The organism is Flavobacteriaceae bacterium GSB9, assembly GCA_022749295.1.
Taxonomy (GTDB): domain Bacteria; phylum Bacteroidota; class Bacteroidia; order Flavobacteriales; family Flavobacteriaceae; genus Flavisericum.
This window is the reverse complement of the sequence record CP062007.1, coordinates 78,495-98,460: the sequence shown is the minus strand read 5'-3', so window position 1 is coordinate 98,460 and position 19,966 is coordinate 78,495. Positions and strand designations below refer to the sequence as shown.

The 19,966-nt window shown below is 36.8% G+C and carries 20 protein-coding genes; 15 read left to right on the top strand and 5 right to left on the bottom strand.

Annotation, left to right across the window (positions count from 1 at the left end):
* Positions 1–12 precede the first annotated feature (12 nt).
* The 9 genes from GSB9_00099 (at position 13) to GSB9_00091 (ending at position 9,089) form a co-directional block, all read left to right on the top strand.
* Complete coding sequence (locus GSB9_00099; GenBank protein ID UKM63556.2) at positions 13–198, top strand: CcoQ/FixQ family Cbb3-type cytochrome c oxidase assembly chaperone; 186 nt, start codon at positions 13–15, stop codon at positions 196–198.
* Positions 195–1,160 carry a c-type cytochrome gene (locus GSB9_00098; protein ID UKM63555.1) on the top strand — a complete coding sequence of 322 codons (966 nt, stop codon included), beginning with the start codon at positions 195–197 and terminating at the stop codon, positions 1,158–1,160. The genes GSB9_00099 and GSB9_00098 overlap by 4 nt, the downstream gene beginning before the upstream one ends.
* An 80-nt stretch (positions 1,161–1,240) precedes the next feature.
* Positions 1,241–2,665 carry a cytochrome c oxidase accessory protein CcoG gene (ccoG, locus tag GSB9_00097; GenBank protein UKM63554.1) on the top strand — a complete coding sequence of 475 codons (1,425 nt, stop codon included), beginning with the start codon at positions 1,241–1,243 and terminating at the stop codon, positions 2,663–2,665.
* Positions 2,666–2,715: 50 nt separating this feature from the next.
* Entirely contained in the window at positions 2,716–3,162 is a 447-nt protein-coding gene (locus GSB9_00096; protein UKM63553.1) for a FixH family protein, read from the top strand.
* A gap of 1 nt (position 3,163) precedes the next feature.
* Positions 3,164–3,865, top strand: a complete 702-nt coding sequence (locus tag GSB9_00095) for a sulfite exporter TauE/SafE family protein (protein ID UKM63552.1) — start codon at positions 3,164–3,166, stop codon at positions 3,863–3,865.
* A gap of 127 nt (positions 3,866–3,992) precedes the next feature.
* Positions 3,993–4,664 (top strand): TetR/AcrR family transcriptional regulator, encoded by a 672-nt coding sequence (locus GSB9_00094; protein UKM63551.1) that lies wholly within the window; start codon positions 3,993–3,995, stop codon positions 4,662–4,664.
* 2 nt (positions 4,665–4,666) lie between these two features.
* Complete coding sequence (locus GSB9_00093; protein UKM63550.1) at positions 4,667–6,334, top strand: ATP-binding cassette domain-containing protein; 1,668 nt, start codon at positions 4,667–4,669, stop codon at positions 6,332–6,334.
* Positions 6,335–6,336: 2 nt separating this feature from the next.
* Positions 6,337–7,686: an HlyD family secretion protein gene (locus GSB9_00092; protein ID UKM63549.1), complete on the top strand. Its 1,350-nt coding sequence runs from the start codon at positions 6,337–6,339 to the stop codon at positions 7,684–7,686.
* Positions 7,683–9,089, top strand: coding sequence for a TolC family protein (locus GSB9_00091; protein ID UKM63548.1), 1,407 nt, complete (start codon positions 7,683–7,685; stop codon positions 9,087–9,089). The genes GSB9_00092 and GSB9_00091 overlap by 4 nt, the downstream gene beginning before the upstream one ends.
* A gap of 62 nt (positions 9,090–9,151) precedes the next feature.
* On the opposite strand, the gene GSB9_00090 is transcribed toward GSB9_00091, so the two are convergent.
* Positions 9,152–9,985: a universal stress protein gene (locus tag GSB9_00090; GenBank protein UKM63547.1), complete on the bottom strand. Its 834-nt coding sequence runs from the start codon at positions 9,983–9,985 to the stop codon at positions 9,152–9,154.
* 28 nt (positions 9,986–10,013) lie between these two features.
* Complete coding sequence (gene hemN / locus GSB9_00089; protein UKM63546.1) at positions 10,014–11,378, bottom strand: oxygen-independent coproporphyrinogen III oxidase; 1,365 nt, start codon at positions 11,376–11,378, stop codon at positions 10,014–10,016.
* 125 nt (positions 11,379–11,503) lie between these two features.
* Between hemN and GSB9_00088 the strand changes: the two genes are divergently transcribed.
* Positions 11,504–12,085, top strand: a complete 582-nt coding sequence (locus GSB9_00088; GenBank protein UKM63545.1) for a superoxide dismutase family protein — start codon at positions 11,504–11,506, stop codon at positions 12,083–12,085.
* 209 nt (positions 12,086–12,294) lie between these two features.
* Positions 12,295–12,645 carry a ribose-5-phosphate isomerase gene (locus GSB9_00087; protein UKM63544.1) on the top strand — a complete coding sequence of 117 codons (351 nt, stop codon included), beginning with the start codon at positions 12,295–12,297 and terminating at the stop codon, positions 12,643–12,645.
* A 43-nt stretch (positions 12,646–12,688) separates the two neighbouring features.
* Here GSB9_00087 and GSB9_00086 read toward each other — a convergent pair whose 3' ends face one another.
* The gene (locus GSB9_00086) at positions 12,689–13,321 is read right to left on the bottom strand and encodes a hypothetical protein (GenBank protein ID UKM63543.1); all 633 of its coding nucleotides are present in this window, start codon (positions 13,319–13,321) and stop codon (positions 12,689–12,691) included.
* Between the two features lie 4 nt (positions 13,322–13,325).
* Complete coding sequence (locus GSB9_00085; GenBank protein UKM63542.1) at positions 13,326–13,820, bottom strand: sigma-70 family RNA polymerase sigma factor; 495 nt, start codon at positions 13,818–13,820, stop codon at positions 13,326–13,328.
* A 637-nt stretch (positions 13,821–14,457) separates the two neighbouring features.
* On the opposite strand from GSB9_00085, the gene folE reads away from it, so the two are divergent.
* The 3 genes from folE to yidD all read left to right on the top strand — a co-directional run bounded on the left by folE (position 14,458) and on the right by yidD (position 16,964).
* Positions 14,458–15,135: a GTP cyclohydrolase I FolE gene (folE, locus tag GSB9_00084; GenBank protein UKM63541.2), complete on the top strand. Its 678-nt coding sequence runs from the start codon at positions 14,458–14,460 to the stop codon at positions 15,133–15,135.
* A 43-nt stretch (positions 15,136–15,178) separates the two neighbouring features.
* A complete protein-coding gene (gene cysS, locus GSB9_00083; GenBank protein UKM63540.1) occupies positions 15,179–16,660 on the top strand; it encodes a cysteine--tRNA ligase in 1,482 nt (493 codons plus the stop codon).
* 82 nt (positions 16,661–16,742) lie between these two features.
* Positions 16,743–16,964, top strand: coding sequence for a membrane protein insertion efficiency factor YidD (gene yidD / locus GSB9_03230; protein UOR30058.1), 222 nt, complete (start codon positions 16,743–16,745; stop codon positions 16,962–16,964).
* 178 nt (positions 16,965–17,142) lie between these two features.
* Here the strand turns inward: yidD and GSB9_00082 are convergent, their stop codons facing one another.
* Positions 17,143–18,606: an aminoacyl-histidine dipeptidase gene (locus GSB9_00082; protein ID UKM63539.1), complete on the bottom strand. Its 1,464-nt coding sequence runs from the start codon at positions 18,604–18,606 to the stop codon at positions 17,143–17,145.
* A 283-nt stretch (positions 18,607–18,889) separates the two neighbouring features.
* Here GSB9_00082 and GSB9_00081 point away from each other — a divergent pair, with 283 nt between their 5' ends.
* Entirely contained in the window at positions 18,890–19,957 is a 1,068-nt protein-coding gene (locus GSB9_00081) for a DUF3810 domain-containing protein (protein ID UKM63538.1), read from the top strand.
* The last annotated feature ends 9 nt before the right edge of the window (positions 19,958–19,966 follow it).

Here is a 19,966-nt window from a genome sequence, read left to right as displayed (position 1 = left end):
ACAATACAAACCATGTTAAAATTTGTAAAAAACCATATGGAAAGTATTACGGGTATTGAAATATACCCCATAATATCCCTACTCATATTTTTCACCTTTTTTCTAGTGCTTTTTTGGTGGGTGTTTACCGCTAAAAAAGAATACATAAATACCGTAAGCAACATTCCATTAGACAACCAAAACGACAACACATTATGAGACAATTTATTCCATCTTGGATACGAGTTCCAGTAGCGTTTTTTATCATTTTTGCTGCCACAGAATTCTTTGTGGACTCAGGTAACCAACCCGCTTTTGTAGAGTATCCGGCAGTACTTTTATTTTTACTCTTAGTGTTGCTAATATTAATAGCCATAGAAGCTATTATTGGTGCCTTGGAAAATGTGATGCTGCATAAATTAGACGAGGAAGCCAAAGCCCGCTTTTTGGCCGAAAAAGAAAATGCTTTTAATTTCAATTGGCTTAAAAAAATCTATTTGAAACTTTTGGGGCAAAAACCTATTGAAAAAGAAGGCGAAATTATCCTAGATCATAATTATGATGGCATCAAAGAACTCGACAACAGTTTACCACCGTGGTGGCTGTATGGATTTTATGCGTCAATTATATTTGCGGCGGCATATTTATTAAGATACCACGTGTTTGATGGCGAAGGGCAATTTGATGAGCTGGAAACCGAATTAGCCCAAGCTAAAATCGACCTTGAAGAATACAAAAAAACAGCGAAAGATTTAGTAGATTTCAACACGGTTGAAATATTAACGGATGCGGCCGACTTAAAAGCTGGCGAAACCATATTTAACGAAAACTGTGTGGCCTGTCACAAGGCCGATGGAGGAGGCGGTATTGGCCCCAATTTAACAGACCAATATTGGATATTGGGCGGTGGCATTAAAAATGTATTTAAAACCATTTCGGAAGGTGGTCGGTCCGGTAAAGGAATGATTGCTTGGAAACAAAACCTCAAACCCTACGAAATGGCCCAAGTAGCCAGTTATGTGTTACAATTTCAAGGAACAACACCTGCTGAACCAAAAGCACCTCAAGGCGATTTATGGACTACAGACGAAACTAATATTGAAGATTTAGAAGTTCCTGCAACAATAGAAAAAGAGGTTATAGAAGTTGATTCTACGGTAACCCTCCAATCAAGTAATTAGCAAACAACTTCAAACTAAACAACAAAACCTGTCGGGTTTTAACTATTCACCCGGCAGGTTTTAAAAACGCCATATTAACTATGGGAACCCCAGACAACGAAGTATTTAGAGACTCCATTGGCACCGTTACCGAAGAAGGTAAGCGCGCCTGGGTTTACCCTAAAAAACCCAATGGAAGGTTTTACGACTACAGAAAATGGGTTAGTTACTTCTTGTTGGCGTTTTTATTCATTTCACCTTTCATTAAAATTAACGGTAACCAATTTTTGATGTTCAACGTGCTTGAACGCCGATTCAATATTTTCGGTTTCCCTTTTTGGCCTCAAGATTTTCACTTGTTTGTTATCTCAATGCTAATTGGTGTAGTATTCATCACGCTCTTTACAGTTGGTTTTGGACGCATCTTTTGTGGTTGGATTTGCCCACAAACCATTTTTATGGAAATGGTTTTTAGAAGAATTGAATACTGGATTGATGGCGACCGTAACAAACAGCGAAAATTAGACCGACAAAAATGGGATGCCGAAAAAATAAGAAAGCGCCTTTTAAAATGGTTTATATTTTTAGTGATTTCATTCTTAATCGCTAACATATTTTTGGCCTACTTAATTGGCAGTGATAAACTATTAAAATACATCACAGACGGTCCCTTTAGTCATTTGGGAACGCTTTTCCCTTTGCTGATTTTTACAGCAGTATTTTACTTTGTTTTCGCATGGTTTAGAGAGCAAGTTTGTATAATAGCCTGTCCTTACGGTAGGTTACAAGGCGTACTTTTAGATACAAAGTCCATTGTTGTAGCCTACGACCACAAAAGAGGTGAAGCTGAAAACGGAAGAAAAAAGTTTAGAAAAAATGAAGACCGCGAGGCGCTGGGCTTTGGTGATTGTATTGATTGTTTACAATGCGTGCATGTTTGCCCCACAGGTATCGACATTAGAAACGGCACACAATTGGAATGTGTAAACTGCACCGCTTGTATCGATGAGTGCGATCATATTATGGAAAGCATCAACAAACCCAAAGGGTTAATTAGATATGCCAGCGAAGAAAATATAGAAAAGAAAATCCCTTTCAAATTAACCGCTAGGATGAAAGGTTACATTGCCGTTTTAACCATCCTTATAGGCCTTTTAACAGGTATGCTGTTTTTAAGAAACGACATAGAGGCCAATGTGCTACGGTTACCTGGGCAATTATACGAACACAAAGATAACAACATAATAAGCAATGTTTTTACCTATAAACTGGTAAATAAAACTACCGAAGATATTTCTAACGTTAGTTTAAAATTGCTTTCTCATAAAGGCAAATTAAAATTGGTTTCAACGACTGAAAACTTAAACGTTCCGAAGCAAGGAATAGCCGAAGGCACACTTTTTATAGAAATTAATAACTCTGCCCTATCGGGCGACAGAAATAAAATAAAAATTGGGGTTTACGAAGACGATACACTTATTGAAACAACAACAGCAAACTTCTTGGGACCTCGGAGTTTTAGATAAAAATAAGAAATCAAGAATTAAAAAACCCTGGTTAAACAGGTAACAAGATTATGAAAATAAATTGGGGAACGGGAATTGTAATTGCTTTTGTAGGCTTTATAAGCTTCATTATGTACTTTATTATTACAATGAACGTAAACAGCAAGTACGACCACGATTTAGTGACCGAAGATTACTATGCCGAAGAACTGAACTATCAAAAGGACATTAACAAACTACAAAACGCTAATAAACTTAGTGAAAATATAACATACAAGCATGTAACCGAAGGGTTGGTTATTTACTTCCCCAGTAAGATTGATCATAAAGAAATTACAGGAAAAATGTTCCTATATAGGCCATCTAACAAACAACTGGACTTTGAAACCGACATTTCATTGTCCAAACCATATTTGCTCATACCTGACAAACGTTTGGTAGATGGCCGTTGGAACATTAAAATAGATTGGCAATACAAGGGCAACGCCTATTTATACAAAGAAACAATAAACTATTGATATGTTAATTTCGGCATTGGTTTTAGGGCTTTTGGGCAGTTTCCACTGCGCGGGAATGTGCGGCCCTATTGCATTTATGCTACCCGTAGACCGAAGCAATACCATTAAAAAAATCTGGCAAATTACCGTTTACCATATTGGTAGATTGCTTTCTTACAGCATAATCGGCTTAATTTTTGGCCTCATCGGTAAAAGTCTGTATATTTTTGGATTTCAGCAACAGCTATCCATATTTATAGGTATTATAATGATTTTGGTCGTTTTAATTCCTCAAAAATGGCTCAACAAATACAATGTTTCCAAACCAATTTACAGACTAATTGGTAAAGTAAAATCTTCTTTAGGGCAAGCCCTAAAAAGCAAAAGAACCGATACCTTTTTAACTATTGGCTTTTTAAACGGATTTTTACCTTGCGGATTGGTTTACATGTCAGTTTTTGCCGCTATTGCTAGTGGCAATGCCATAAACGGCAGCTTATATATGGCTGCTTTTGGGTTAGGAACTATTCCTTTGATGACATCTGCTATTTATTTCAGTCAATTTTTAAAGGGCACTGCCAGAAAGCGTATTCAAAAAGCCATCCCTGTTTTTGTTGTTTTTATTGGCGCATTATTTATTCTGCGTGGTTTAGGCTTAGGCATACCTTACCTCTCTCCTGCCCCCATGCAAGATATGGTCATTAATACAATGAACTGTCACTAAATCTGCTTCAAAACCTAATTAATTTTACCATGATATAAGATTTTATGATCGTGCATCAGTAAAATTGATAGTTTTACATTTTATTTTAATAGTATTACTATTATATTTGTGAGTATATTTTTTAATAATGAAAAACTTACTCTCTAATTTAAAGATTTCGGTTCCTGAAAAAATCTATGTAAAAGACCCAGAATCTTCAGATTTAGGAAAACGCATCGTAGAGCATGGTATCCTTTTAATAGACCAACTTGGTTTTGATAGTTTTACATTCAAAAAACTTGGCGCAGCAATAGGATCTAACGAAAGCTCAATTTACCGTTATTTTGAAAGCAAGCACAAGCTACTTTTATATCTATCCTCTTGGTACTGGGCGTGGATAGAGTACCAATTAGTTTTTGAAACGTACAGCTTAAAGCCTGAAGAAAAATTAGAAAAAGCTATAGATGTTGTTACCCGAAGTGTAAAGGAAGATTCCAATTACTCCCATATTAACGAAGTGCTTTTAAACCGAATTATAGTAAACGAAAACTCTAAATCTTTTTTAACCAAAGAAGTAGATCAAGAGAATAAAGATGGGTATTTTGTGGTTTACAAACGCCTTGTACATCGAATTAGCGAAATGATTTTAGAAAACAACCCTAATTACAAATTCCCGTTGAGTATGGCCAGCACCATTTTAGAAGGCAGTTTGCATCAGCATTTTTTAAAAGACCACTTTGTATCTATTACCGACTGCAAGTCGGGCTTAACCCCAACTGAATTTTACAAAAATCTCGTACTTAAAACCGTGAAATCTTAACTATGGAACATTCCAACATGACACCTTGGAGACGCTTAATTGGATTACTCCAACTAGAGAAACGCGACATCCGTCAAATTTTTTATTATGCAGTTTTCGGCGGTATAGTTGCCCTATCGTTACCACTTGGTATTCAGGCTATTATCAACCTAATTCAAGGCGCACAAATTTCCACCTCTTGGATAATACTGGTAATTATAGTAACCCTTGGCGTGGCATTTTCTGGGGCCTTACAGTTAATGCAACTACGCATTATCGAAACCATACAGCAGCGTATTTTTACGCGTTCGTCGTTCGAACTGGCTTATCGCTTTCCTAAAATAAAAATGGCCGAACTAAGAAATTACTATCCGCCAGAACTCGCCAACAGGTTTTTTGATACGCTAACCATTCAAAAAAGTTTGTCTAAAATATTAATTGATGTACCAACAGCTGTTTTGCAAATTGTTTTCGCTCTTATTCTATTATCATTTTACCATCCGTTTTTTATAATATTCGGCATACTACTCTTAGGGCTCATTTTTGTAGTTTTTAAATTTACGGCTCAAAAAGGTCTTGAAACCAGCCTTAAAGAATCTAAAAATAAATACAAAGTTGCCCATTGGATACAAGAAATTGCGCGAACGGTAATCAGTTTTAAACTATCTGGAAGTACCAATTTAGGACTCAAGAAGAATGATGCTTTAGTAAACGATTATTTAAAATCACGCGAAAGCCATTTTAAGATTCTTATGCTGCAATTCATTCAAATGATAAGTTTTAAAGTGGTTGTAACGGCCAGTTTATTGTTAATAGGTGGCGCTTTGGTTTTAAACCAAGAAATGAACATTGGGCAGTTTGTTGCTGCAGAAATCATTATTCTATTGATAATTGCTTCAGTTGAAAAATTAATTTTAGGTCTGGAACCTTTCTATGATACTTTGACATCTTTAGAAAAAATAGGTCAGATTGTTGACAAGGAGCTTGAAAGTCAAAATGGCGAAAGCCCCAATTTCGCAAAAGATATTGCTGTTGAACTAGACCAAGTTTCCTATAAAGTCTCCAATAGGGAAAAACCTATTCTAAAAGATATTTCGTTTAAAATCAATGCTAAAAGTCGAATTTTAATTCAAGGGGAAAGCGGTGCAGGTAAATCTACATTACTTCAGTTAATTGCTGGTGTTATGAAATCGACCTCAGGACATATTTACATAAACGATATGTTGATTGACAGTTTGCATTTAAATTTTTACAGGTCGCAATTGGGACTTTCCCTATCCGACGAAACACCTTTTGAAGGGACAATAAGAGAAAACCTCACGTTTGGAAACCCTGAAATAAGCGATGAGAAAATTTACGAAACTCTAGATATTGTTGGACTAAAGCCATTCATCAAAGACCAACTAAAAGGGTTAAATACCGTACTTTACCCTGATGGCAAGCAACTTTCGTTCACCATATCCAAAAAACTCGTTTTAGCCCGTGCGATACTTAAAAACCCAAAATTGCTCATTCTGGAAGATGCGTTAGACAGGTTCAATCAAGCCGAAACGAACACCATTATAGATTATTTAACGCACAAAGACAGACCATGGGGCCTTATCGTGGTTAGCAGCAACGATGCATGGATAGACAAATGTAACGAGCTGATTAATTTAGATCGAGGTACCATAAAATTTAAACGTAGTTAACCATGCTTAATATATCCCACAACCAACTGAACAAAAAAGTTGACCTTACTAAATTTGAGTCGGGTAAAAACATACTAGACAAATCGTACTACAAATACTTCAACAGATTTTTGCTAGCGGCTGCCATTATAGGGCTTATCGTTTTATTTCTTCCATGGACACAGAACATTACTGGAAATGGTATGGTTACCACCTTAAAACCTAGCCAACGCCCTCAAACCATACAATCGCAAATTCCTGGCAGAATAGAGGAATGGTTTGTACAAGAAGGCGACTTTGTAAAAAAGGGTGATACCATTTTAAGAATTTCAGAAATAAAAAGTGAATATTTTGATGACCAGTTGGTTGAACGAACCAATCAACAAATACAAGCGAAAACTTCTTCGGCAAACGCCTACCAAGACAAAGCTAAAGCCTTAAACAGGCAAATTGCTGCCTTGCAAAACGAACAACAATTAAAACTAAAACAAACCAAGAACAAACTGCAACAGGCCAAACTTAAAGTTCAAAGCGACAGCATTGACTTAGAGGCTGCCAAAACCAACCTGATAATAGCTCAAAAACAATTTAATCGTATTGAAACGCTTCAGCAAGAAGGACTTAAAGCAGTTAGGGATGTAGAAGACAAACGATTAAAACTTCAGGAAACACAGGCCAAACTCGTATCGCAAGAAAACAAGTTTTTAGCAACTAAAAACGAAGTTCTTAATGCACAAATTGAACTTTCCAGAATTAACCAAGCATATGCCGACAAAATAGCGAAAGCACAGAGCGACATGTTTACAGCGCAATCGGGCGAGTTCGATACCAAAGCCCAGGTAACAAAACTTGAAAATGCTTACTCCAATTATAGAGTTAGAAACAGTCTGCTTTATGTAACAGCGCCCCAAAACGGTTATATCAATAAAGCCCTTATGGGCGGTGTTGGCGTTACTTTTAAGGAAGGCGAAAAACTTGTTGGCATCATGCCACAAAACTACGATTTAGCCGTAGAGACTTATGTACGCCCCATCGACTTACCCCTTTTGCATATTGGAGAAAAAGTACGTGTACAGTTTGACGGATGGCCTGCCATTGTTTTTAGCGGTTGGCCCAATGCCAGTTACGGAACTTATGGTGCTAAAATAGTTGCAATCGAAAATTTCATTAGTCCCAATGGAAAATATAGAGTTTTACTTGCTCCTGACGAAACCGACTATAAATGGCCAGAAGCAATACGTGTTGGTTCTGGCGCACGTACCATTGCTCTTTTGGAAGATGTGCCCATTTGGTTTGAAATATGGCGACAAATAAACAGTTTCCCTCCAAACTATTATCAGCCCCAAACCAACAATAAAACCTCGAAAAAATGAGAATTCTTTTTTTGAAAATAACCCTTCTTTTTGGCTTTGCCTTACATGCACAAGACAACATTACGATAATAAGCTTATCGGAATACCTTGGCTACGTAAAGGCCTATCACCCTATCGTAAAACAGGCCAATTTAGTAATTACCGAAAGTGAAGCAAAATTACTAAAGGCACGCGGTGCTTTCGACCCCAAATTAGAGGTCGATTATGGCAGAAAAACTTTTAAAGGCACAGAATATTACGACAAACTTAATGCTACCTTTAAAATCCCTACTTGGTATGGCGTTGAGTTAAAGGGAAATTTTGAGGAAAACACGGGCTATTACTTAAACCCAGAATCAACACTACCCGACAACGGATTGTATAGTGTTGGTGTATCGGTTTCATTGGCTCGAGGATTGCTTTCCAATAAACGTATGGCCATGCTCAAGCAATCTAAACTCTATACCAAACAAGCCAGAGCAGACCGCCAATTATTAGTCAACCAGATTTTGTACGAAGCCACAACAACCTATTGCAATTGGCTAAAAATCTATAATGAAAAACGGGTTTACGAAGATTTTTTAAGCAATGCCCAAATACGTTTTAACGGTATTAAAAAAAGCCATGAAGTTGGAGAAGTACCGGCCATAGACACCCTTGAGGCCCGAATTGCATTAAACAACAGGAAGTTAAACTTTGAAAAATCCAGAATAAAATTCATCAAATCATCACTGGAACTTTCTAATTATTTATGGCTTAACGAAAACACGCCCATCGAAATTAAAGAAAACGTTATTCCTGATGTAACAACTGCACAATCGATAGATATTGTTCTAAACACATCGGAATTAGACATAGAAAACATGAGCTTAAACAACCACCCAAAGCTTCTGTCGCTAGATTATAAATTACAGCAATTAACCTTAGAAAAACGCTTAAAAAGAAACAACCTTTTACCGCAAGTAGACCTACAGTACAACTTTCTTTCCCAAACACCAGAAATTGCACGTTCCTTTAGCACATCAGCTTATAAAAGCGGATTAAATGTGAGTTTCCCTTTGTTCTTACGAAAGGAACGGGGTGATTTAAAATTGGCGAACATTAAATTACAGGATACTAAATTTGAAATTGAATCCACTAAAGTATCACTAAAAAATAAAATTAACGCCATTAACCAAGAACTAGAATCATTTAAAACACAAAGTGATTTTATTCAGGTTATGGTTGAAGATTACAACACCATGCTGAAGGCAGAAGAACGCAAATTCTTTTTAGGGGAAAGCTCTATGTTTTTGGTCAATTCCAGAGAATCTAAACTTATTGATGCCAAGCTAAAAGCTATAAATTTAGAAAACGACTTTTTCAATACAAAAGCTGGACTTTTTAATGTTTTGGCTATCTTAAAATTAGACAACAACCTATAAAAAAAGAGCTAAAAAAATTATTTAGCCCTTTTTCACTCAAAAACAAAATATATAATCAACCACTAAATTTTAAATGTCATAACGGGCAATGTTGCGTGGTTCGCCACATCTTCGCTCACGCTTCCTTCAAAAAAGTGTGCCAAACCTTTTCTGCCATGGGTGGATATGGCTACAATATCGGCTCCAATTTTGTTTGCAAAACTCAACACTCCACTTTCAACAGTATAATCTGAAACATAATTAACATCGTTCATTTTTTCTAAACTGCGTTCTGCTTTCGTAAAAAAGTTAACAACCAACTTTTCTATTTCAGTTGAACTTTTAAATCTTTCGTTGGGCAAGTTCACATAAACTAAATTCACTTTAGATTTAAGTTTTCGGAAAAACCGGCATGCTCTTAAATAAGATTCTATGGTTTCTTCGGCAAAATTGCAGGCAAACACCACCTCATCAAAATTAATATCGGCCACACTATTCTTAACAACAAGCACCGGTATTTCGGCATGTCTCACAACACGCTCGGTATTTGAGCCAACAAAAAACTCTTTAATACCAGATGCCCCCTGAGACCCCATAATGATAAGATCGGCATTATTTTTTAAGGCCACATCATTAACCTCGCTAAACACTTTAAAATGCTTTATTATAGGTTTGATGCGTACATCTTTTAAATAATCCTTTTTTAGAAAATCTTTAAATTTCTTTTCAGCCAACTGCAAAAAAAACATCGCTTTTTGATTTTGCATGCCGTCGGAAGCCGAGAGCATTATATCGGACATTTCGAGCATGTGTAAAGCCAGTACTTCGGCATCGAATTTTTTGGCCAACTTGGCTGCAGTTTTTAAGGCATATTCTGAATGTTCTGAAAAATCTATAGGTACAATAATGGTTTTCATGATGTTTTGGTTTTAGTGAAACATTTTTTTACACGGTCATTGAAAACAACTGGGCGTTTGGCTGCCTGCGTTGCAGCAACACATCAAAAGCCATGCAAACGTTACGTATAAACGGCTGCCCCAAAGGGGTGACTTCAATACCATTTTTGTTCATGTTTAGCAATCCGTCCTTTTCCATCTCTCTTAATTTTATAAGCACATCTGGAATTTCTTCGAACCACATGGCTTTATCGTGCCACGATGTTTTAAAATGACACATTAAGTTAAGAATATGTCTTCGGATGACCAAGTCTTCCCCATTTAAAATATGCCCTCTATACACTGGTATTTTATTTTTACCCAACGAATCGTAATATTCCTCTATAGTCTTTACATTTTGCGCAAAACCATACCAGCTATCACTAATCGCCGAAACCCCCAACCCAATCATGGCCTGGGTTTTTGATGCGGTATACCCCATAAAATTCCTGTGCAAATATCCACTTAACTTAGCTTTATATAAACCATCTGTTTTTAAAGCAAAATGATCCATCCCCACTTCGCTGTAACCTACTCTAGCCAAAAGGTTTTTACCTAATTCGTATTGTTGTCGCTTAAGTGCTGCAGAAGGCAAGTCATCATCGTTAAACCCTCGCTGACCATTTCCTTTTATCCACGGTACATGAGCATAACTGTAAAAGGCTAAACGGTCTGGAAGCAATTCTTTTGTTTTTAAAATGGTTTCTTTTACATGTTCAAGTGTTTGGAACGGTAGGCCAAAAATAATATCGTGCCCTATTGAAGTGTACCCAACAGCTCTTGCTTCTTCTGTTGCTCGTTTTACGTTTTCAAAGGGCTGAACTCTATGGATGGCCTTTTGAACGGTTTCATTGTAATCTTGCACACCATAGCTTACCCGCCTAAATCCAAGATTATACAAAACTTGCAAGTGTGTCTTTGTGGTGTTATTGGGATGCCCCTCAAAACTAAATTCATTATTCTCCGCAATTTCAGCCTCACTTAAAATACTACGTATTAACCGCTCAAGGTTTCTAGGACTAAAAAATGTAGGGGTTCCACCTCCCAAGTGCATTTCTTTAATAATTGGCCTTTTATCAAACAGCTTTAGATAAAGTTTCCATTCCTTCAAAACTGCATCTAAGTACGGAGATTCTACACTATGTTGTTTGGTAATACGTTTATTGCAACCACAAAACGTACACAAACTTTCACAAAAAGGCAAATGAATATAAAGGCTAATCCCCTCTTCTGCATTACTCTCGCAGAAGGATTTAACCAACGAACTCTCCCAACTTTCAGAAGAAAACGTATCCGAATTCCAATACGGTACCGTTGGGTAACTCGTATAACGCGGACCGGCCACATTGTATTTATCAACTAACGAATTTGACATACCTTACAATTATAAGCCAAAATTATAGTAATGGTTTTTTTAAAAATATGATATATATCAGTTAGTAATTTGCTATTGTTTCAATATTGTGTTAAATTCGAATGAAACAATAAAATCAAAAAACAATGAAGAAAATAAGCATACTATTTTTAATATTATCCATAGGGTTGATATCTTGTAAAGACAAAAAAAAGGAAGCTCCAATAGTTGCTCCCGGAACAGTACCAACGCCAACCCAAATGGAAGACACTAAACCTAAAAAAATAAAAATGACGCTTTCAGCAAAAAGCGAAAGCAACGTAAGTGGCAATGTTGTTTTTAAAGAAGAAGACGGCCAAGTAAGCATGACGGCCATAATTAGCGGTCTTGAGCCCGGCCAACACGCTATACACATTCATGAGTCATCAGATTGCTCGTCTGCCGACGGAAAATCTGCTGGCGGCCACTGGAATCCTACTGCACAACCACATGGCAAATGGGGTGATGCAGCAGGTTACCACAAAGGCGACATAGGTAATTTTAATGCAGATGAAAATGGTAATGGTACCATTTCGTTCACCACAGACGAATGGTGTATTGGTTGCGACGACGACACAAAAAACATTGTAGGCAAAGGCATCATTGTTCATGCCGGAGCAGACGATTTTACTTCACAACCTTCTGGCGCTGCTGGCGCAAGAGTGAGTTGTGCTGGAATTATTGAATAATTTAAGCACTAAAAAATAAAATTAGTTATTGAACCTTGGTTGCTAATAAAATTGGCACCAAGGTTTACTTTTTTTATACAGACATCTAAACGCATTACACCTATCGCTTACTAAGTAGTTAGCTCCTAAAGAAAGAAAAGGGAACTTTATCGCTGTAAAATATTCCCGACCACGCCACGCTTAATCTAATTTTCAAGATTGCCCAAAATATGCCAAAAACCAAATACAACGTATATGTCGTAGAATTATCAAAGCGTGTTTTTACCGAAAACACCAAATTCAGACATGCTAACCCTCAATTTAACGGTGTTCTTCAATGCTTGTATGTTGGCATGACCAGCAAAACACCTAAAGAACGTTTTACACAACACAAAACTGGCTACAGAAATAATAAGGGCTATAAAATCTCATCAAATATTGTTCAAAAGTATGGTTTGTATTTACGCCCAAGCTTGTACAACCACCTAAATCCTATCGATACGAGAGCTGAAGCTATGGACTTAGAAAAGAAACTCGCCCTTTATTTAAGGCGACAAGGCTATGCCGTTTGGTTTAATTAATAGTTAAAAAATATCCAACAGCTGGTAATACCACCAACAACTACTAATCATCTAATCTTTTCAATTCCCTGTAATTCCTGTTGAGCCTTTTTAGCAACAGACCATAAATAAGTTTATAGAACAGCCAAATAACAAGTATAAAAACCACTGTAGAAATGACAATTATAGCCGTAGCCATCATTGTTTCCTCTTTACTAAAATGCGCCACCTGATTGGCCAATTCTGGGTTATGGGTAAATGCAAAATAAAACCCAATAAGCAATGATACGCCAGCCATAACCAAATTGTAAAGCACATAATACTTGATTATTTTTCGTGTGCGCAAGATACTTTCCATTAATTGTCTAGCGCTATCGGTTACCGAAATGGATTTATAAGACTTGTAAAGTAAATAGATAAACAGCACAATTACGGCAAAACTAAAAACAGTAAGCCAGGTAAATAGAATATCATCGGTATAAACATCATCAAGTCGCTTGCGGTAAGCATCTGAAGTAAAGTACGGTATGGTATTTACCAGTATCCAAAACACTAGTTCAGCTACACTAATATAAAATAACGTCTTAACGATAGAAGACGATTTTCTATGCAACATGGGATAAATATCTGTAACGGTAAGCTTTTTATGCCCTGGTTGCTTATGCCACCCTTTTTTTAATAACTCTAATTCATCCATAACCTTACGGATTTAAAATGGTTTTTAGTTTCGTTTTAATCCTGTTCATTTTCACTCGGGCATTCACTTCACTAATACCTAATGTTTCACTAATTTCCCTGTAGTTCTTATCTTCAAGATACAGGAAAACCAAAGCTTTTTCAATATCGTTTAGCTGGTGTACGGCTTTGTACAAAAGCTTAAGTTGTTGTTCTTCGGTGTCATCATAATCCTCTGCTTTAATCTTAAATGCTACACCTTCAAAATCCTGTGTATTTATGGTACGTTTAGATTTTCTATAAAGCGTTATTGCTGTATTCAAAGCCACACGATACATCCAGGTACTAAATTTTGAATCGCCACGAAATTTAGGATAGGCTTTCCAAAGTTGAATGGTTATTTCCTGAAACAAATCGTTGTGGGCATCATAATTATTGGTGTATAACCTGCATATTTTATGCGCAATATTTTGATGCTTTTCCAGCAACTCCACAAAACTATGTTCGAGTTCTTTATTCAATGTTTTGGTTTGGTTACAACGTAAGTAGCTTTACGGGAAAAAATGTTACAGGAAAATTTAAAATAAGATTCACGGAAGCACTTCAAACTAATATAAAATTGACTAAAAGCATAAAAAATGAATCCACATAAAAAGTTAAAGAATAAATTTAAATAAAAAATATATGTAATTGGTTTTAAACCATATAAACAACACCTATAAATAAAATCTATAAGCCAAAATGAGTCTAATTAATAATAAAAACCAACTTATATAAAGGCTAATATAAAATAAAGTTTAAACATGCTAAATTACTGCTTAAAAAAAAGCACCTCATTAATCCTAAATCACTGAATTTTCACTGAATTTTTCTCGGAACAGCGCTCTTAAAAACTTTAAAACGTAAAATTGCTGTTGCCAATATCAAACAAAACTGGTGGCATTCTTAACAAACCTGGCTATTGTTTTTCGTAATTTTAACAAGATCATTGTAAGTATTAAATATTTGTAAACACAAAGCATAACAAAAGTGAAATGCTTATCTTTGCAAATTAAATTTTGATAGGTTAACCCCATTAACAATTAAAGCCAACTCACTGAAATTAAACAGAGTAACATAATGGCTATGGGCAAGACCATTGAAAACAACATAAGTAACATGAAATTCGACAACAATTTAGAAGATTTTGACGCTTTAGGTAACGAGCATATTGGCACATCTGAGGACACACCACTGCGCCAAGATGCCTTTAAACTTTCTAACGAAGAGAAAATAGACATCATAAAAGACGATGTGCGCCACATCATGGAAACTTTGGGTCTCGACTTGACTGACGATAGCCTTAAAGGCACACCTAACCGTGTGGCAAAAATGTTTGTTAAGGAAATTTTTGGCGGTCTAGACCCAGACAAAAAGCCAAGTGCTTCTACTTTCGACAATAAATACAAATATGGTGAGATGTTGGTTGAAAAAAACATTACTGTATATTCTACTTGCGAACACCATTTGCTTCCTATTGTTGGAAAAGCCCATATTGCTTACATTTCTAATGGCTCGGTTGTTGGGCTTTCGAAAATGAACCGTATTGTAGATTATTTTGCAAAACGCCCACAAGTTCAAGAGCGTTTAACAATTCAAATTGTACGTGAACTGCAAAACGTTTTGGGCACTAAAGACGTCGCTTGCGTCGTAGATGCCAAACATCTATGTGTTAACTCAAGAGGTATTAGAGATATTGAAAGCAGTACCGTAACCTCAGAGTTTGGTGGAAAATTTAAAGATATGGCCACAAGGCGCGAATTTCTTGATTACATAAAATTGGATACTAAGTTTTAACATTTATAGCCCCAAACAAATAACCATTAGCCAAATTCAACTGATGCAGCTTTACCAAACCCAAAAAATAAAAATATACAACTCGTTAACAGGCAAGAAAGAAACGTTTAAACCCATAGAGGAAGGCTATATTGGCATGTACGTATGTGGGCCTACCGTTTATAGCAATGTCCATTTAGGCAATGTAAGGACCTTTATGTCTTTTGATATGATTTTTAGGTACCTTAAACATTTGGGCTACAAAGTGCGCTATGTGAGAAACATAACCGATGCTGGCCATTTAGAAAATGATGCAGACGCCGGTGAAGATAAAATCACTAAAAAGGCACGTTTGGAGCAAATAGAACCCATGGAAGTGGTTCAACAATACACGGTTGATTTCCACAATATATTAAACACTTTTAATTTCTTGCCGCCGAGTATTGAGCCCACAGCCACTGGCCACATAATTGAGCAAATTGAACTGATCAGCACTATAATAGAAAATGGTTTTGCTTATGAAGTAAACGGATCGGTATATTTTGATGTGCACAAGTTTAACGAATTGAACGAATACGGTAAATTAAGTAAACGCAAACTTGAGGACTTAATTCACAATACCCGCGAACTTGATGGGCAAAGTGATAAAAAGAACCCACAAGATTTTGCCCTTTGGAAAAAAGCCGAGCCCCAACACATTATGCGTTGGCCTTCACCATGGAGCGATGGGTTCCCCGGCTGGCACCTTGAATGTACGGCCATGAGTACAAAATATTTGGGCGACCAATTCGATATACATGGTGGTGGTATGGATTTAAAATTCCCGCATCATGAGTGCGAAATTGCGCAAAACGAAGCCGCTAAAGGAAAATCGCCTGTTAATTATTGGATGCATGCCAATATGCTTCAGCTTAACGGACAACGTATGTCGAAATCTACAGGAAATACTGTTAACCCTAGTGAATTGCTTTCTGGGGATAATAAATTTTTCAGCAAGGCGTACTCCCCTAGCGTTATTCGCTTTTTTAACGCCCAATCGTCTTACCGAAGCGTATTGGATTTAACCGATGAAGGGTTACTGGCAAGCGAAAAAGGTTATAATAGACTTATGGATGCCTTAAACCTTTTAGATGGGTTAAAACCATCTGAGACGTCTTCATTCGATGTGGCAGCATGGAAACAAAAATGCTATGATGCTATGAACGACGATTTTAATTCGCCTATTTTAATTGCACACTTATTCGAAGCTTCAAAGTTTATTAATCAAGTTAAAGAAGGGAGTGAAACGGTCTCTGTGGACGATATAGCTATTTTAAAAGACGCCATGAACAGTTTTGTTTTTGATGTTCTCGGACTTGTAAAACAATCGAGTAACGACAACGGAACCGACAAATTAACGGGAGCTGTTGATGTTTTAATAAAACTAAGACAAGAAGCAAGAGCTAATAAAGATTTTGCCCTATCTGATAAAATAAGGGATGAATTGGCTGAAATAGGAATTCAACTTAAAGACGGGAAAGACGGCACGACGTTTTCAATGAATTAGTACATACTTTGATTCCATACTTATATCAGAATCACACAAATTAAACCTGATAAGAACCTGAAACACGTTAGGTTGACAAAAGATGAAAAAACTGCTAATTACACCGTTTCTATTTTTAATAAAGGTGTACCAAATCTTTATTTCTCCTATAATGCCTGCAACTTGTAGATACACGCCAACTTGCTCTCATTACTCTAAAGAAGCCTTACAAAAACACGGGCTTTTAAAAGGCGGTTGGTTAGCCATAAAACGGATTTTAAGTTGCCACCCCTGGGGCGGTTCTGGTTACGACCCAGTTCCTTAAACCTAAGAGAAAAAAAGAAAAAGCATTTGTTTCAATGTTTCTTTTTAGAGGCATGGGGATGCTTACTTTATGTTTCATTCAAAAAAAATGCTTTTTGTAAATATTTTAATTGAGCTCATTACAAATATTAACAAAACATAGATTAAAAGCAAATTTATTCGATGAAATACATTTTAGCTTAATTTTTAGCTGGAATATGTTTCAAAATTTCCAATACAAATTTCCAATATTTTTGCACCGATGAAATTTGGGCGTGTTCATCTGGAGAATGCGCACCTTTAATGTTTGGACCGAAACTTATCATATCCATTTCCGGATAATTTTGCCCCAAAATACCACATTCCAAACCGGCATGGCAGGCCGCCACATGTGGTTTTTCTCCGTTGAGTTTTTCATATAACGGCACCATCACTTTTAAAATGGCTGAATCCATATTGGGTTGCCAGCCAGGGTATTCTCCCGAAAACGCAACCTCGCAACCGGTGAGCTCAAAAGTGGCGCGTAGTGTTTTTGCCAAATCTATTTTTGAACTTTCTACAGACGAACGGGTTAAACAAGCCACCGTAATTTGCCCTTCTTTAACTAAAACTCGAGCAATATTGTTTGATGTTTCCACCAAATCGGGCATATCGGCACTCATACGGTATACTCCATTTATAGCCGCATACATCGCTCGGGTAAACCCTTCCTGAACTCCCAAGTCCATGATGCTCTCTGGGGTATCAGTTTTTGAAACCTCAACAACCAAATCGGGTTCCATTGTTTTTAATTCTGCCCTTATTGTTTCCGAAAGTTTACTGATTTCAGACAAAAAAACATCTTCCTTAGCAGCATCAATAGCTACTATAGCCCTACTCTCTCTCGGAATGGCATTGCGCAAGCCACCACCATCAATTTCAGAAATTCTTAGTCCGAAATTTTCAAAACCATCAAACAACAACCGATTCATTATTTTATTGGCATTGCCCAAGCCTTCATGTATCTGCATCCCCGAATGACCACCCTGCAAACCTTTTACTTTAATTTCGTAACCTATTTTAAACTCGGGGGTTTCCTCTTCTTCGTAACTTCTTGTAGCGGTAACATCAACACCACCGGCACAGCCTACGCCAATTTCATCATCCTCTTCGGTATCTAAATTCAGTAAAATACCGCCTTTTAACAATCCGCCTTTTAGTTCCATGGCTCCGGTCATTCCGGTTTCTTCATCTATGGTAAACAAGGCTTCAATAGCTGGGTGCTGAATATCGGTACTTTCTAAAACAGCCATAATCGTTGCAACACCTAAACCGTTGTCGGCTCCAAGTGTAGTGCCTTTGGCTCTTACCCAGTCCCCATCGACATACATATCGATGCCTTGGGTTTCGAAATCAAAATTGGTATCATTATTTTTTTGGTGAACCATATCTAAATGCGATTGCATAACCACCGTAGTTTTGTCTTCCATGCCTTTGGTGGCCGGTTTTTTTATAATCACATTTCCTACCTCGTCAACCAAGGTTTCCAAATCTAAATTTTCACCAAAATCTTTCATGAATGCGATAATGCGTTCTTCCTTTTTCGAGGCACGGGGTACTGCATTTAAATCGGCAAATTTATTCCATATTGCGGTTGGCTGAAGTTGTCTGATATCTTGGCTCATTTTATGTTTTGTTTTGAATTCGAACAAAGGTAGCAAAAAGGGCCGGATTTTTGCTGCTGCTCCTGATTGCAGCGGCATCCTGTTTAAAAAAGAAAACAACAAATAATTAAGGCTGAGGCAAAGCTTATAAAAAGGCTTTGCAATATTGAACCGCCACACAGTTTTCAAACAGATATAGCGAAAAGCAGGAACAAACTACAATAAATTTACAGCTGGTTTTGGGGCAAATTTTTATTGTTCACTATCATATTTTTATCGAATTATTTTTCTTTACTTTTGAAGCATGCTGAAGAACACAAAAAACCTACTGGCGTTATCGCTTATTCCGCAGTATTTCCTTGTGAAATGTATTTCGTATTTCCCAGATTTTGTAGAGCATTTTTACAGTAATGGCATCTATCCTTTTATTTCAAAAATTTTTAGATACATACTGGGCTGGATGCCTTTTTCGTTTGGTGATTTTGTGTATGCCTTTGCTATAATTTACATCCTGAGATGGCTTTACAAAAACCGTAAACGCGTACGAAAGGACACCAAATACTGGGTGCGGGATGTGGCAGCCGCATTAAGTGTCATCTATTTTGCGTTCCATGTGCTTTGGGGATTGAACTATTACCGATTGCCCTTGCATAAAAATTTGAATTTAGATGCCGATTACACCACCGAAAAACTGGTTTTGGTTTCGGAACGGTTGATAGAAAAATCGAACGCCATTCATTTAAAAATCGCTAAAAACGATACGGCAAAAGTTGATGTACCATTTAGTAAAGGTGATATTTTAAAAATGGCACCTCTGGGCTACAAGCGATTGAAAGACTTTTTTCCTCATTTGGAGTACAAACCTAAAAGTATAAAAAAATCGTTGTTCAGTTACCCGCTAACTTATATGGGATTTAGCGGGTATTTAAATCCTTTGACGAACGAAGCTCAGGTTGATGCTTTAATTCCTGTTTATAAATTTCCCACTACCACATCGCACGAAATTGCGCACCAGTTGGGCTATGCTGCCGAAAACGAAGCCAATTTTATTGGCTTTTTGGCGGCGATTAATCATGGTGATATCTATTTTAATTACACCGGATACACGTTTGGTTTACGGTTTTGCCTGAATGAAATTTACCGTCGGGATGAAGCCCTTTACGAAACTATGCTTGAAACCGTTAACCCAGGTATTTTAAAAAACTACAAAGAAGTACGTAAGTTTTGGGAGACACACCAAAACCCAGCCGAGCCATTTTTTAAATTGTTTTACAGCAATTTTTTAAAAGCCAACCAACAGAGTAAAGGCATGGACAGTTATAATTATGTTGTGGCTTTACTGGTTAATTATTTTGAAAATAATGCACTGTAACATTACTTT

Bases quoted from the DNA above. Each gene is read 5' to 3' on its own strand.
- folE (UKM63541.2), top strand. From the start codon at position 14,458: ATGAAATTCGACAACAATTTAGAAGATTTTGACGCTTTAGGTAACGAG.
- yidD (UOR30058.1), top strand. From the start codon at position 16,743: ATGAAAAAACTGCTAATTACACCGTTTCTATTTTTAATAAAGGTGTAC.
- GSB9_00081 (UKM63538.1), top strand. From the start codon at position 18,890: ATGCTGAAGAACACAAAAAACCTACTGGCGTTATCGCTTATTCCGCAG.
- GSB9_00091 (UKM63548.1), top strand. From the start codon at position 7,683: ATGAGAATTCTTTTTTTGAAAATAACCCTTCTTTTTGGCTTTGCCTTA.
- hemN (UKM63546.1), bottom strand. From the start codon at position 11,378: ATGTCAAATTCGTTAGTTGATAAATACAATGTGGCCGGTCCGCGTTAT.
- ccoG (UKM63554.1), top strand. From the start codon at position 1,241: ATGGGAACCCCAGACAACGAAGTATTTAGAGACTCCATTGGCACCGTT.
- GSB9_00092 (UKM63549.1), top strand. From the start codon at position 6,337: ATGCTTAATATATCCCACAACCAACTGAACAAAAAAGTTGACCTTACT.
- GSB9_00096 (UKM63553.1), top strand. From the start codon at position 2,716: ATGAAAATAAATTGGGGAACGGGAATTGTAATTGCTTTTGTAGGCTTT.
- GSB9_00086 (UKM63543.1), bottom strand. From the start codon at position 13,321: ATGGATGAATTAGAGTTATTAAAAAAAGGGTGGCATAAGCAACCAGGG.
- GSB9_00095 (UKM63552.1), top strand. From the start codon at position 3,164: ATGTTAATTTCGGCATTGGTTTTAGGGCTTTTGGGCAGTTTCCACTGC.
- GSB9_00090 (UKM63547.1), bottom strand. From the start codon at position 9,985: ATGAAAACCATTATTGTACCTATAGATTTTTCAGAACATTCAGAATAT.
- cysS (UKM63540.1), top strand. From the start codon at position 15,179: ATGCAGCTTTACCAAACCCAAAAAATAAAAATATACAACTCGTTAACA.
- GSB9_00093 (UKM63550.1), top strand. From the start codon at position 4,667: ATGGAACATTCCAACATGACACCTTGGAGACGCTTAATTGGATTACTC.
- GSB9_00098 (UKM63555.1), top strand. From the start codon at position 195: ATGAGACAATTTATTCCATCTTGGATACGAGTTCCAGTAGCGTTTTTT.
- GSB9_00094 (UKM63551.1), top strand. From the start codon at position 3,993: ATGAAAAACTTACTCTCTAATTTAAAGATTTCGGTTCCTGAAAAAATC.
- GSB9_00082 (UKM63539.1), bottom strand. From the start codon at position 18,606: ATGAGCCAAGATATCAGACAACTTCAGCCAACCGCAATATGGAATAAA.
- GSB9_00099 (UKM63556.2), top strand. From the start codon at position 13: ATGTTAAAATTTGTAAAAAACCATATGGAAAGTATTACGGGTATTGAA.
- GSB9_00087 (UKM63544.1), top strand. From the start codon at position 12,295: ATGCCAAAAACCAAATACAACGTATATGTCGTAGAATTATCAAAGCGT.
- GSB9_00088 (UKM63545.1), top strand. From the start codon at position 11,504: ATGAAGAAAATAAGCATACTATTTTTAATATTATCCATAGGGTTGATA.